The 14,303-nt window shown below is 54.4% G+C and carries 11 protein-coding genes; 4 read left to right on the top strand and 7 right to left on the bottom strand.

Annotated features, from left to right (window positions below; translation table 11 throughout):
* Positions 1-185: 185 nt before the first annotated feature.
* Both guaA and guaB read right to left on the bottom strand, forming a co-directional pair.
* On the bottom strand, positions 186-1,763 hold the full coding sequence (guaA, locus tag IV433_RS19265; protein WP_101076328.1) for a glutamine-hydrolyzing GMP synthase: 1,578 nt from the start codon (positions 1,761-1,763) through the stop codon (positions 186-188).
* Between the two features lie 106 nt (positions 1,764-1,869).
* Positions 1,870-3,336 (bottom strand): IMP dehydrogenase, encoded by a 1,467-nt coding sequence (gene guaB / locus IV433_RS19260; protein ID WP_152324560.1) that lies wholly within the window; start codon positions 3,334-3,336, stop codon positions 1,870-1,872.
* Positions 3,337-3,505: 169 nt separating this feature from the next.
* Here guaB and xseA point away from each other — a divergent pair, with 169 nt between their 5' ends.
* Complete coding sequence (xseA, locus tag IV433_RS19255) at positions 3,506-4,879, top strand: exodeoxyribonuclease VII large subunit (protein WP_195815510.1); 1,374 nt, start codon at positions 3,506-3,508, stop codon at positions 4,877-4,879.
* A 44-nt stretch (positions 4,880-4,923) separates the two neighbouring features.
* On the opposite strand, the gene IV433_RS19250 is transcribed toward xseA, so the two are convergent.
* The gene (locus IV433_RS19250; RefSeq protein WP_195815509.1) at positions 4,924-7,287 is read right to left on the bottom strand and encodes a glycoside hydrolase family 31 protein; all 2,364 of its coding nucleotides are present in this window, start codon (positions 7,285-7,287) and stop codon (positions 4,924-4,926) included.
* Positions 7,284-8,597 (bottom strand): MFS transporter, encoded by a 1,314-nt coding sequence (locus IV433_RS19245; protein WP_152324563.1) that lies wholly within the window; start codon positions 8,595-8,597, stop codon positions 7,284-7,286. The genes IV433_RS19250 and IV433_RS19245 overlap by 4 nt, the downstream gene beginning before the upstream one ends.
* 215 nt (positions 8,598-8,812) lie before the next feature.
* Between IV433_RS19245 and IV433_RS19240 the strand changes: the two genes are divergently transcribed.
* The 3 genes from IV433_RS19240 (at position 8,813) to IV433_RS19230 (ending at position 11,414) form a co-directional block, all read left to right on the top strand.
* Entirely contained in the window at positions 8,813-9,895 is a 1,083-nt protein-coding gene (locus tag IV433_RS19240; RefSeq protein WP_195815508.1) for a LacI family DNA-binding transcriptional regulator, read from the top strand.
* A gap of 136 nt (positions 9,896-10,031) precedes the next feature.
* The gene (locus tag IV433_RS19235; protein WP_195815507.1) at positions 10,032-11,066 is read left to right on the top strand and encodes a M4 family metallopeptidase; all 1,035 of its coding nucleotides are present in this window, start codon (positions 10,032-10,034) and stop codon (positions 11,064-11,066) included.
* On the top strand, positions 11,067-11,414 hold the full coding sequence (locus IV433_RS19230) for a protealysin inhibitor emfourin (RefSeq protein ID WP_195815506.1): 348 nt from the start codon (positions 11,067-11,069) through the stop codon (positions 11,412-11,414).
* Here the strand turns inward: IV433_RS19230 and IV433_RS19225 are convergent.
* The 3 genes from IV433_RS19225 to der all read right to left on the bottom strand — a co-directional run bounded on the left by IV433_RS19225 (position 11,399) and on the right by der (position 14,151).
* Positions 11,399-11,629, bottom strand: coding sequence for a zinc ribbon domain-containing protein (locus IV433_RS19225; RefSeq protein ID WP_195815505.1), 231 nt, complete (start codon positions 11,627-11,629; stop codon positions 11,399-11,401). The genes IV433_RS19230 and IV433_RS19225 overlap by 16 nt on opposite strands.
* Positions 11,630-11,640: 11 nt before the next feature.
* Entirely contained in the window at positions 11,641-12,597 is a 957-nt protein-coding gene (locus IV433_RS19220; protein WP_195815523.1) for an AEC family transporter, read from the bottom strand.
* A 69-nt stretch (positions 12,598-12,666) separates the two neighbouring features.
* Positions 12,667-14,151, bottom strand: a complete 1,485-nt coding sequence (gene der / locus IV433_RS19215; protein ID WP_195815504.1) for a ribosome biogenesis GTPase Der — start codon at positions 14,149-14,151, stop codon at positions 12,667-12,669.
* Between the last annotated feature and the right edge of the window lie 152 nt (positions 14,152-14,303).

The following is a 14,303-nucleotide window of genomic DNA, read 5'->3' as shown; positions in this document are numbered from 1 at the left end:
GAACGAATGCTTGCCGAGGTCAATACCGATGAGCGTAACGTTTTGCATGATGATCCCCTTCAGAAAGAAAAACACCCTGTCAGCGTACCGCTCACAGGGTGGGGGTGACCATCTTATTAAACGCCAGCCGATCTTGCGATCCTGCTGGCGTTTTTGTTGCGCTAAATTTTAGATTTCTCTAAAACTTATTCCCACTCAATCGTCGCCGGTGGTTTACCGGAGATGTCATAAACAACGCGGGAAATGCCGTTAACTTCGTTGATGATGCGGTTGGAGCAGCGGCCGAGGAAATCGTACGGCAGATGCGCCCAGTGCGCGGTCATGAAGTCGATGGTTTCAACTGCGCGCAGTGAAACCACCCAGTCGTATTTACGACCATCGCCCATCACGCCAACGGAACGGACTGGCAGGAAGACGGTGAACGCCTGGCTGACTTTGTTGTACAGGTCGGCTTTGTGCAGTTCTTCGATGAAGATAGCATCGGCGCGACGCAACAGGTCACAGTACTCTTTCTTCACTTCGCCCAGTACGCGAACACCTAAACCCGGCCCCGGGAACGGGTGACGGTAAAGCATGTCGTACGGCAGGCCGAGTTCCAGACCGATTTTGCGCACTTCGTCTTTGAAAAGCTCTTTCAGCGGCTCAACCAGACCCAGTTTCATCTCTTTCGGCAGACCGCCCACGTTGTGGTGCGATTTGATGACGTGTGCCTTACCGGTTGCAGAAGCAGCGGATTCAATCACGTCAGGATAGATGGTGCCCTGCGCCAGCCATTTCACTTCATCCTGCTTACAGGCTTCTTCGTCGAAGACTTCAACGAATACGCGGCCGATAATTTTACGTTTTGCTTCCGGCTCATCAACACCGGCCAGCGCTGACAGGAAACGGTCTTCCGCAGCAACGTGAACAATGTTCAGACCGAAACGGTCGCCGAACATTTCCAGAACCTGATCCGCTTCGTTAAGACGCAGCAGGCCGTTATCCACGAATACGCAGGTCAGACGGTCGCCGATGGCGCGGTGCAACAGCATGGCAGTCACGGAGGAGTCAACGCCGCCGGACAGGCCAAGGATCACATGATCGTCGCCAATCTGAACGCGCAGGCGCTCAACGGCGTCTTCGATGATTTTCGCTGGTGTCCACAGAGCTTCACACTCGCAGATGTCCATGATGAAACGTTCGAGCAGTCGCAGGCCCTGACGGGTGTGCGTCACTTCCGGGTGGAACTGCACACCGTAGAAGCGTTTTTCTTCGTTGGCCATAATGGCAAACGGGCAAGTCTCGGTGCTGGCAACGGTCACGAAATCAGAAGGGATTGCGGTGACTTTATCGCCGTGGCTCATCCAGACGTCGAGCAGCGGTTTATTGTTTTCGCTCAGGGCATCCTGAATGTCGCGGATCAGCGCGCTTTCAGTCTGAACTTCAACCTGCGCATAACCAAATTCGCGCTCGTTTGAGCCTTCAACATGGCCGCCTAACTGCATCGCCATGGTTTGCATGCCGTAGCAGACGCCCAGAACCGGTACACCGGCTTCGAAGACATAATCAGGGGCGCGCGGGCTGTCATGCTCGGTGGTACTTTCCGGGCCGCCGGACAGGATAATCCCGTTCGGGTTGAATTCGCGGATTTGGGCTTCGGTTACGTCCCAAGCCCAGAGTTCGCAATAGACACCGAGTTCACGCACGCGGCGTGCAACAAGTTGGGTGTACTGGGAGCCGAAATCGAGGATCAGGATACGGTGCTTGTGAATATTTTCGCTCATGAGGGGGCGTTTTCCAGAAAGCAATAAAAGCGTTAAAACAACAGGTTAAATATTTCTTTATGCATTAAAAGCAGACAGCGAGCTATTTGCTCGCTGTCTCAGGGGATTAGGAACCCATGCGGTAGTTCGGTGACTCTTTGGTAATCGTCACGTCGTGCACGTGGCTTTCCTGAATCCCTGCACCGCTGATACGAACAAATTCAGCCTTGGTGCGCAGGTCGTCGATGGTAGCACAACCGGTCAGCCCCATACAGGAGCGCAGACCGCCCATTTGCTGGTGGATAATTTCTTTCAGACGGCCTTTATAAGCAACGCGACCTTCGATACCTTCCGGTACCAGTTTGTCAGCCGCGTTATCGGTCTGGAAGTAACGGTCAGAAGAACCTTTGGACATCGCGCCCAGAGAACCCATACCACGGTAAGATTTGTATGAACGCCCCTGATACAGCTCGATTTCGCCCGGAGATTCTTCGGTACCTGCCAGCATACCGCCGACCATCACGCAGCTTGCGCCGGCAGCGATAGCTTTTGCGATGTCGCCGGAGAAGCGGATACCGCCGTCAGCGATAACCGGAATCCCGGTGCCTTCCAGCGCTTCAACCGCGTCAGAAACGGCAGTGATTTGCGGAACACCGACGCCGGTGACGATACGGGTGGTACAGATTGAACCAGGACCGATACCGACTTTAACCGCGCTCACGCCAGCTTTAGCCAGTGCCAGAGCACCTGCGCCAGTCGCAACGTTACCGCCGATGATTTGCAGATCCGGGTATTTTGCACGGGTAGCGCGAATACGTTCCAGAACGCCTTCGGAGTGGCCGTGTGAGGAGTCGATCAGCAGAACGTCAACGCCCGCGGCAACCAGAGCATCAATACGCTCTTCGTTGCCAGCGCCGGCGCCAACCGCAGCACCGACGCGCAGGCTGCCCTGTTCATCTTTACATGCGTTTGGTTTACGTTCGGCTTTCTGGAAGTCTTTTACGGTGATCATACCGAGCAGATGGAATTGCGCGTCAACAACCAGCGCTTTTTCTACGCGTTTTTCGTGCATTTTTTGCAGGACGACTTCGCGGGCTTCGCCTTCTTTCACGGTAACCAGACGTTCTTTCGGCGTCATTACCGCGGTCACAGGCTGTTCCAGATCGGTCACGAAGCGCACGTCGCGACCGGTAATAATACCGACCAGTTCGTTTTCTTCGGTCACAACCGGGTAACCGGCAAAACCGTTAATTTCAGTGAGTTCTTTAACCTGACGTAAAGTGGTCGCCGGAGTCACCGTTTTAGGGTCAGCAACAACGCCGCTTTCATGCTTCTTCACGCGACGGACTTCTTCCGCCTGACGCTCAATAGACATGTTCTTGTGAATGAAACCAAGGCCGCCTTCCTGCGCCAGAGCAATCGCCAGATTCGCTTCAGTCACGGTATCCATTGCTGCGGACAGCATAGGGATATTCAGACGGATTTTAGCGGTCAGTTGAGTACCGAGGTCGGCAGTATTGGGCAGAACTGTGGAGTGAGCTGGAACAAGGAGAACGTCGTCGAACGTTAGTGCTTCTTTTGCGATACGTAGCATGGGCAATATCTCACCAAGGTGGATGCGGAAAAGATAAAATATTGCAGCGGGAGTATACAGGTGAGTGTGCATCCCGACCAGCACTATTTGAAAAAACTTCTTGATTACCTTTTTAGGGTATGTAGTATCAGTCGATTAAGTCTCTGTTTTTGAATTTGATCTGGATCACATGCCACTACCTTCTTCGCCTCCTATTTTTACCGTAAGCCGCCTGAATCAGACGGTCCGACAGTTGCTGGAAAACGAAATGGGTCAGGTCTGGCTCTCCGGTGAGATCTCAAACTTCTCCCAGCCTTCTTCCGGTCACTGGTATTTCACGCTCAAAGATGACCGCGCGCAGGTCAAATGCGCGATGTTCCGCAATACCAATCGACGCACCACGTTTCGTCCGCAAAACGGTCAGCAGGTTTTGGTCCGTGCGACCATTACTTTGTATGAACCGCGCGGCGATTATCAGCTGATTGCTGAGAGTATGCAGGAAGCCGGTGACGGTTTATTGCAGCAGAAATTCGATTTACTGAAACAGCAGCTGGCCGCCGAAGGGTTGTTCGACACGCAGTTCAAACAGCCGCTGCCCTCGCCTGCGAAATGCGTCGGGGTCATTACTTCAGCCAGCGGTGCCGCGCTGCACGATGTGCTGAACGTGCTCAAACGCCGTGATCCTTCCCTGCCCGTCATTATCTATCCGACCTCCGTTCAGGGTGTGGATGCGCCGGGGCAAATTGTCCGCGCCATTGCGCTCGCCAATGCCCGCGAAGAAGTCGATGTGCTGATTGTCGGGCGCGGCGGCGGTTCGCTGGAAGATTTGTGGAGCTTTAACGATGAGCGCGTGGCGCGGGCGATTTTCGCCAGCCGCATTCCCATTGTCAGCGCCGTCGGCCATGAAACTGATGTAACGATTGCCGATTTCGTCGCAGATTTACGCGCCCCGACGCCGTCGGCCGCCGCAGAGTTGATCAGCCGTAATCAGCTGGAGTTGCTGCGCCAGATCCAGTCACAGCAGCAGCGTCTTGAAATGGCGATGGATTATTATCTCGCACAGCTGGCGCAGCGTTTTTCGCGCCTGAATCATCGCCTGCAACAACAGCACCCGCATTTGCGTCTCGCGCGCCAGCAAACCGCGCTGTTCAAACTGCGCCGCCGTCTGGATGAAGCGATGCAAAACCAGCTGCGCCAGATGCTGCGCCGTACCGACAGGTTGCAACAGCGCCTGAATCAGCAACAACCTCAGCCCCGAATTCACCGCGCCCAGCAACGGGTTCAGCAGCTGCAATACCGGCTGCAACAGGCGATGTCATCGCAGCTGGCGGAAAGCCGTCAGCGTTTTGGTACGGCCTGCACGCAGCTTGAAGCGGTCAGCCCGCTGGCGACGCTGGCAAGGGGTTACAGCGTGACGACCACGCCAAAAGGCACTTTGCTGAAGAAAACGACCCAGACGGCACCCGGCGAGATGCTAAAAACACGACTTGCCGATGGCTGGATTGAAAGTGAAGTGAAATCGGTGGTGGCGGAAAAGAAAACACGGAAACGGGCTGTTAAATAAGCATTAAATTGACCTCCCCTTCGCAGGGGAGGCATTCGGAAAAATTACAGATTATAGCTGTTCGTCTTCACTCCATTCACCCAAAGCTCACGCGCTTCGCCTTGCGGCAGAACAATGTTCAGGGTTTTCCACGCCGGTTTGAAATCACCGCGCTGGGTCAGCGTGATATCAATACGTTGCGCGTTACTGGTAATTTCCCAGTTCACCCACAGCGCATGATTTTGCTCCCAGCGATGACTTTCGCCATCATCCTCAAACAGCAAACCGCTCGATTTCGCCTGGCCTGCGGCCGGATAAACATGCAGCTCACGCAGCATATCGCGGCTGGCGTCAACGTACGCAAGACGGGAAGATTGCGGCAGCGCAGCACCGGCGCGCACCAGCAGCGGCAGGCGATCCAGCGGCGCATCGCGCGTGATTGTCTGACCACCTGCAAACCATTCGCCGGTATAGAAATCACACCAGCCGATGCCGTTATCCGGCAAATAGACGCTGCGTTCGCGCTGGCCTTCTTCGACAACACTGGCGACCAGCAAGTCGCGCCCCATCAGGAAATCATCGGTTTCAGCGAACGTATTTTTATCATGCTCGTGATCGAGGAACGTCGGACGCAGCATCGGTTCGTCTTCCGCATGCGCCTGCCACAGCAACGTGTAGAAATACGGCAACAGACGGTAACGCAGGCGGATTGCATCGCGGATCAGCGGCGTCACCTGCGGATACATCCACGGCTCATTCACGGTGTTATCGTCATTCCATGAGTGAATGGTGAAACGCGGGTGCATCACGCCGTTTTGTACCCAGCGGACAAACAGCTCGGCTTCCGGTTTATCGCCGGAGAACCCGCCGACGTCATGCCCGACGTTGTACAAACCGGACAAACTCATCCCGATGCCCATTCGTGTGTTGTAACGCAGCGTCTGCCAGTTAGTGCGGTTATCGCCGCTCCACGTCTGCACATAACGCTGCATGCCCGCACAGCCGGAACGCGAAATCAGGTACGGACGGGTTTCCGGCGCAAAGTTTTGCTGCGCTTCAAATGACGCACGCATCATCAGTAGCGGCATAACCGGGCGGATGTGTTTGATGGCAATCGATTTGCCGAAACCGTGGCAGCGCGCGTCGCTGTCCCAGACTTCGTATTCGTTGTTGTCGTTCCAGGTCGAACCGATGCCTTTTTCCAGTAACTGCTGCGTCACCCCTTTTTGCCACCAGCGCACGGCGGACGGATGTGTAAAATCGAGATGCGAACCTTCGTCATCCCAGAAAACCGAGCGCTCAGGTACGTTGCTTTCGCTGTCGCGAATGAACAAGCCCTGCTCCGCCACCTGCCCGTACTGCGGGTGATCCTGCAACAAGCAAGGTTTGATGTTGGCGGCCAGACGAATACCGGCGTCGAGAAACGCTTTCGACATCACTTCCGGCTCAGGCACTTTGTCGTAATTCCAGTTGAACACGTAACGTTTGTTGCCAATCGACGTGTAACCCGATGAAAGCTGGAAGGAATCGCACGGAATTTCATGCTGCTGGCACAGCGTGATGAATTTCATCAGCTGCTGCTGGGCATCCGGCGCGTCCGTGTAATACATCGTCGAGCCGCTGTAACCCAGACTCCATTTCGGGCCAAAGGTGGTTTTACCGGTCAGCTTCACCAGTTTCTTGGTGACGTCCAGCGACGTCGGCCCGATAAACAGGTAGTAGTCCAGATCGCCCGCTTCGGCGCTGAAACGGCGGTATGGTAGATGGTAGTTATCCAGCTCATTGCCCAGATCCAGCCAGACATTGCTGAGATTGTCGTAGAACAGACCAAAACTGACGTCATTCCGGCGGGTCATCGTGAACGGAATATGTTTGTACAACGGGTCGGTACTGGCCGCGTTATAACCCATCGCGTCAAGATTGCGCATTTCGAAACGGCGGCCGCTGCGGTTGAGATCACCGGCCTTTTCACCCAGCCCGTAAACACTATCCTGCTTTTCGCGAAGCTGATAATGCGCTGAGCCATCACCTTTTACTGCCAGCATATACGCGCCGGTTTTGCGGTCGCTGACCAGCGGCAGCCATTCACCCGCCGCATTTTTATGTTCCCACTCCAGCCACAGCGGCTGATGAACCGTGACGCGCAGCGACTCAGTCGTTAAAGTCAGCGAGTCTTCATCTTGCGACAACTGGTAGCCCGGCTGCGAAAAACCTTCGTTGCTCAGACGGTCACGTCCTTCCCAAGGCACATCGTTTTGTGGCGCGATGCTCCAGGTTCTGTCCAGCGCCAGTTCGCCGTTGCGCTGAATAAAGACGCGAACCAGCCCCTCTTCAAGCACCCGCAGACAAAACAGATGCTTACCTTCGACACGCAGATCCACACCTGCGTTATCCTGCCCGGCAAGCTCCCAGTGTTTTAACGTTTTCATACACTCTCCCTTTTTGCCGGATTGCGGCGTTCTGCGATCAGGGCAATCAGGAATACGGCCCCAATCAAATCAAAGAATCCCATTGCGATAAACAACGGATTAAAACCAATCGAATCGGCCACGGCGCCAATCAGCAGTGAGAACAGGAAGCTGGCGATCCACGCGGAAGAACCGCGCATTCCGTTGACGGTCGCAACCTGGCTTTTATCAAATGTTTCAACGACAACCGCGCTGAGCATGCAGGAAATAACCTGATGGCCGAATCCGCCGATGGAAATCAGCGCGATGGCGGCATACGGGCTTTGGGTCACGGCAACCAGCGCCAGTGACAGCATCATGAATGCGCCGGTGACGGAGCTGGCCACGATGGAGTTAATGCGGGTGCAGCCGAAAACTTTGCGGTAAAGCGTGGTGAGATAGCCGCTGGCAATACTGCCCAGATCGGCGGCCAGGAACGGCAGCCAGGCAAACATCACGATGTGTTTTAAATCCATGCCGCGTTCGTTGGCGAGATACAGCGGAACCCAGAAACTGAAAACGGCCCACGCCGGTTCAGCCAGGAATGCCGGGATGGCGATGCCGTAGAATTTCTTGTTCTTGCAGACAATTTTCAGGGATTTAATAAACGGCAGACGTTCCTGCTGGGGTTCGTTGTCCTGACGGATCAGCGCCAGTTCATCCTTGCTCAGGTTCGGATGCGTTTCCGGAGAATGGTAGAATTTCCACCACAGCAGAACCCACAGCATCGACAGCACGCCGCAAAACAGGAAAGCGCCGCGCCAGCCAAATGATATATGCGCCACCAGAATGATCGGCGGTGCCAGCATCGCGCCGATGGAGAAACCGACGCCCGCCCAGCCCGCAGCAACCGGGCGTTCCTTTCGCGGGAACCAGTCGGAAATTGCTTTTGCGTTGGCCGGTGTGGCCGCCGCTTCGGCGCTCCCCATGAAGAAACGTAAAACAGCAAGCTGGATCCAGCTGCCCGCACCCGCGTGCAACATACAGACCACGGCCCAGATTGACGCACAAATCAGAAAGCCGAGTTTCAGCCCGATAACGTCTATCAGCCAGCCGCACAACGGCTGGAATATCGTATAAGCAGCCTGAAACGCCGCCACGATGTAGGAATATTGTTCGGTCGTCATGTTCAGGCTGGTTTTAAGTTCAGCAGCCAGTAAACCCAGAGAATTTCGGGTGACGTAGTTAACCGTCACGCCGAGGAGGAACAGCGCCAGCATCCACCAGCGTAAAGCTTTTATTTTCCGACGTCCTGTAACGGCTGCCGTTTCGGTGTTGATTTGAATTGTCATGCCTGTTCTCCCATCCGTCGGCCGTTGCCGCAGATGATGTGTTATTTGAGGTACTTCCGCAGAGTAGGCAGACGGATTTGTGAGCGAAACGTGATTTTTTGCAAAAGCTTTCACGCTATAACTTCGGGGCGAAACGAGAGCGGGCAAAAGCTTATGCAGAAGCCGTGTACGTGGGTGAAAAATTTTGCAGGAGCGATTTTGAAGGAGATCACAGTTTGAAAGGAAAGTTAAATATCCAGCAAATTGCCGACCAGACGGGGCTGTCGATCAGCACGGTTTCGCGTGTTCTGGCCGGAAAAAATAACACCAGCAGCAAAGCCCGTGACCTGGTGCTTGAATGCGCCAAATCGCAGGGCGTCTTTGACGAACTGTCCACCGGCAGGCTGATGCTCAACAATCTCATCATTTTCGCCCCGGCCCGCGCCTTTGATGTGCGCAGTGATATTTTTTACTACAAGGTGATCCAGGGCATTCTGGCGTCCACCGCCAGTCACGAAGTGCGTGTCCGCTATTGTGCGATGGAAGAAGAAAACGCCGATGCCGCGCTGTTCATCGCCAAAATGACCGATCCGCTGACTGAAGCCGTTTTGCTGGTCGGCATCGACGATCCACATATTCATCAGTTGGCTGCCGAAATGGCAAAACCCTGCGTGCTGGTCAATTGCCATGACCGGCATATGCGTCACGACAGTGTCAGCCCCGATCACCAGACGATGGGCGATTTCGCCTGCGACTATCTTTTCGCGCAGGGTCATACCCATATCGTGACGGTGCAATGTCTGCGCCGTCATACCATGGAGCTGCGCCTGACCGGCATTAAACAGGCGTTCGCCCGCAATCATCAGACGTTCAGCGACAGCCAGCATTTGCTGAATACGTCGGGATTTGGCGCACAGGAAAGTGAACAGGCACTGCTTGAGTATCTCGATTCACTGCCAGCGGAACAGCCGTTGCCAACCGCCATTTTGGCTGGTGGCGACTTTATGGCGTCGGGCGTGGTGGCCGCTCTGGCGAAAAGAGGGTTATCAGTACCGGGTGATATCAGCGTCATCAGCACCGACGGATTTAATCTGGCCGAAATTCACGATGTCCCGCTGACCGCCGTTCACGTTCCGCGTGACGAGCTGGGCGCGGAAGCCATCGCCCTGCTGCAACGCAGAATGTTGCGTCCGGATGCGCCTCACACCACTCAGCTTTTGCAGGGAAAACTGGTGATACGCAATTCGGTGCGCAAAGCCACCGGGCGTGCCGTGGCTCCGCGCCCGCATCTTTTGTATGACCCCCTGCCGGACAGATAAATCTCATCTTTCACGGACATCACGCAGCGCAGTCCTATACTGACAGGAGACGGCTAATCATTAGCCTCCTTTCAGTATCAGGCAGTCAGAACGCCTTTCTTTCACCCACGGGTGACTCTTGATAAGGAGATTCACGATGAATCACAGTTCAGCGAAGCGTTACTACAGCGTTATCCCGCCCTATATTCTCAACCGGATTATCGAGCACGGCACCGAGCCTCAGCGCAATTGCGCCAGACAAACGCTGGTGCATGTGAATACCCTGATGGCGCAGCCTTACGCCAAACCGCAAAAAATCTCCACGGCCAGAGCCGGTCAGGCCGAACGTGATATTTATGACGCGAAAAATTCCACGAAACTTCCCGGTGAATCAGTACGCAAAGAGGGTCAGGCCAGCAACGGCGATGTGGCCGTGGATGAAGCTTATGATTATCTCGGCGTCACCTATGATTTCTTCTGGCAGGCGTATCAGCGTAATTCTCTCGACAATAAAGGGCTGGCGTTGCTGGGCACCGTCCACTACGACAAAGGCTATCAGAACGCTTTCTGGAACGGGCAGCAGATGGTATTTGGCGACGGCGACGGTGAAATTTTTAACCGGTTCACCATTGCGATTGACGTTGTGGGCCACGAGCTTTCCCACGGCGTGACAGAAAGCGAGGCGGGTCTGAATTATAACGGGCAATCCGGCGCATTAAACGAATCGCTTTCTGACGTTTTCGGCTCTCTGGTAAAACAGTTTCATCTGAAGCAAACGGCAGATAAAGCCGACTGGATTATCGGTGAAGGCCTGCTGGCAAAAGGCATTCACGGCACCGGTTTGCGTTCAATGTCACACCCGGGAACGGCCTACGATGACCCGCTGCTCGGTAAAGATCCGCAACCTGCCGACATGAAAGGGTATGTGAACACCCGCGACGATAACGGCGGTGTTCACATCAATTCGGGGATCCCCAACCGCGCATTTTATCTGGCAGCCACTACACTGGGAGGCAATGCCTGGGAGCGCGCGGGGTACGTCTGGTATGACACTGTGTGTGATAAATCCCTGCCAAAAAATGCTGACTTTGTAACTTTCGCCCAGCTCACGGTGCAACATGCCGGTAAACGGTTCGACGATACCGTTACGCAGGCGGTTCGTGAAGCCTGGGAGCAGGTCGGAGTGATGTAAATGAAACCTTTAGATTCGCTGGAAAGCAATGCGGTCATCGAGATTTATCGCGAAGGCGGCATTGCCTTTATCCCCAAACTCAGCGGGCCGCGGCGGGTTGATCTTTCCGGAATGAGCGACGATAAGCGACAGGAAATCTGCCAGCTCATCAACAAAACGCTGCCCTATGCGCAGGAAAAAGAAAATGCCGGTCGCGGTGATCAGCGCTATTTCCGGCTGGAGATTTACTACGCTTCGGCGGAAACCACCGCCAGTCTGGTGGTGATCATCCCGGAAACGCAGGCACCGGAAGAACTGGTCGATTTATGGAAACAGGCACCGCCAGATGAAAGTCACTCTTGCGAATAAGGGGAATAGGTAAACTGCACCCGTTTTTTAGAAATCATCCCATGCCCGTTTTGACAGAAATAATCAACCGCACCGCAGGCTTTCAGCTCCTGCAACGGCTGATGGCAATCCGGGCATAACGCCGTTTGGGTGTAACTCATCTGGCAGGGTTCACAGTGAAAGTGACCGCTCACCCAGTTCATGGGCTGACTGCAAACCGGACAAAGTGCTTCCATCGTTTTATCCTCTAAATAACGCCCAGCGTCCGTAATAAATACAGCCCCAGAGCGGTGGTGAAAAATGATCCTAACGTAGTCACCGCGATAATATTCGCCGCCAGCGTGGCGTTGCCGCCCATCGCGCGCGTCATCACATAGCTACCTGCGGCCGTCGGTGTGCAGGAAAAGAGAAAAATCACGCCCAGCGCGGCACCGCGAAAACCAAACAGCCATGCGCCGAACGTCATCAGCGCAGGGACAAAAATAACACGCGAAGCCGAAGACCAGGCCGCCACGTTAGAACTGCGGAACATTGCACGCCAGTCCAGACTTGCACCGGCGCACAACATCGCCAGAGGCAGTGCCATGCCGGAAATAAAATCACCGGTGCTGGCGATCGTGGCAGGCATCGGCAAATGGCTGTGCTGGAATGCCAGGCCGAGAACCAGACCAATAATCAGCGGGTTAGTCACTATTCCGTGCAAAATCGGCTTCATCCCGATCCGTTTCCCCTGCCCGCCTTTCAGGCTGCGAGTCAGCGTAATAACGGACAGCACGTTGAAAAGAATGACCGTCACCGCCAGATACATCGATCCTAAAGCAATGCCTTCGTTACCAAACGCCAGCGAGGCATACGCAAGACCGGCGATACCGGTATTGGCGCGGAATCCTCCCTGAACAAAGATGCCGCGTTCGCGGGGATCTTTCACCAGCCTGAGGGCGACCAGTTCCAGCAATAAGAATGAAACGACGGTGGCGACCCCGCCGTAAAGCGCCAGCGGCAGGTTTGAGCCGGAGGAATCGTGCCCCTGTGCGACGCTGAAAAAGAGCAGGCAAGGCAGCGCAATATTAAATACTAACCGGCTGGCTTTTTCGTTGAAATTGTCGTCCATCAGGCCGGTGCGGCGCAACATCACGCCCAGCAGTAAGATCAGTAAATTCGGAACAGTAACGCCAAACGCAAAACTCCAGGTCTGCCAGAACATCCAGCCAGCTCCTTGCAGGGTAAAATGAGACAAAAAAATGGGGCGCATTTTCATGCACCCCGTAAATCATTATTTGCTTTTTTTCAGGTGTGACATCAGACGCTTACGCTTACGCATCTGGTTTGGCGTCAGGGTATTACGCTTGCCTTCAAACGGGTTCTCACCCTCTTTGAACTGAATGCGGATTGGCGTACCCATCACTTTCAGTGAACGGCGGAAGTAGTTCATCAGATAGCGTTTGTAGGAATCAGCCAGATCTTTCACCTGGTTACCGTGAATTACCACGATTGGCGGATTATAACCCCCCGCGTGCGCATATTTCAGCTTAACGCGACGGCCATTGACCAGCGGTGGCTGGTGATCGTCTGCTGCCATTTGCATGATGCGGGTCAGTAAGGAAGTGCTCACACGCGTAGTCGCGCAGGTGTACGCTTCAATCACAGATTCGAACAGGTTGCCCACGCCGCTGCCGTGCAGAGCTGAGATGAAGTGGATACGCGCGAAGTCAACAAAGCCGAGGCGCAGATCCAACTGGTCTTTCACCTGAGCACGCGCTTCTTCACTCATTCCATCCCACTTGTTCACCACAATCAGCAGTGAACGACCGCTGTTGAGGATGAAGCCCAGCAGTGACAGATCCTGATCGGAGATACTGTCACGGGCATCAATAACCAGCATCACGACGTTAGCGTCTTCAATCGCCTTCAGGGTTTTGATTACGGAGAATTTTTCAACCGTTTCAGTGACTTTACCGCGTTTACGCACACCGGCGGTGTCGATAAGAACGTATTCACGTTCGTCGCGCACCATCGGAATATAAATACTGTCACGCGTGGTGCCCGGCATGTCGTAAACCACGACACGCTCTTCACCCAGAATGCGGTTAGTCAGTGTGGACTTACCTACGTTCGGACGCCCGACGATAGCCAGTTTGATAGGCAATGTTGTCGGGTCGAAATTATCTTCTTCGTCTTCCGGGATTTCATCACCGGTCGCTTCCTGTTCAGCCCAGTAAGCGGCGTTGGCTTCTTCTTCAGTCAGCTCAACTTCTTCTGGTTTTTCACCAACAAACGGCACCAGAACGTGTTCAATCAGCTGCGCTACGCCACGGCCGTGGGAAGCGGCAATCGCGTACACTTCGCCCAGACCGAGGGAATAGAAATCGCCGGTGGCACTGTCAGGATCTAAACCGTCAGTTTTGTTGGCGACCAGGAATGTCGCTTTTTCACGGCTGCGCAGATGCTGGGCAATGCCCTGATCGGCAGGCATCAGGCCCGCGCGCGCATCCACCATGAACAAGACAATGTCGGCTTCTTCGATTGCCAGCAGTGATTGCCCGGCCATACGGGTTTCAACGCCATCTTCGGTACCGTCGATACCGCCGGTATCAACGATGATAAATTCATTACCCTCAATTTCTGCACGACCATACTTGCGGTCACGCGTAAGCCCCGGGAAATCCGCAACCAGCGCATCACGCGTCTTGGTTAAACGGTTAAATAAAGTGGATTTACCCACATTCGGGCGCCCAACAAGCGCAACGACAGGTATCATTTTGAAGCCTCAGTTTTTATATATAGAGCTAAACGCAAATAGCCGGCACGTCTGAAAATTCAGACAAACCGCTATAATTCAATTTCTTACGCCGTAATGCTCAATGATTCATTACGCTGTTTTCAGAATACGAAACGGCCCCTGAGCAATTC

Source organism: Rahnella laticis (assembly GCF_015644585.1).
Lineage (GTDB): Bacteria > Pseudomonadota > Gammaproteobacteria > Enterobacterales > Enterobacteriaceae > Rahnella > Rahnella laticis.
The sequence above is the reverse complement of the archived record's forward strand: the minus strand, read 5'-3'. Positions and strand labels throughout refer to the sequence as shown.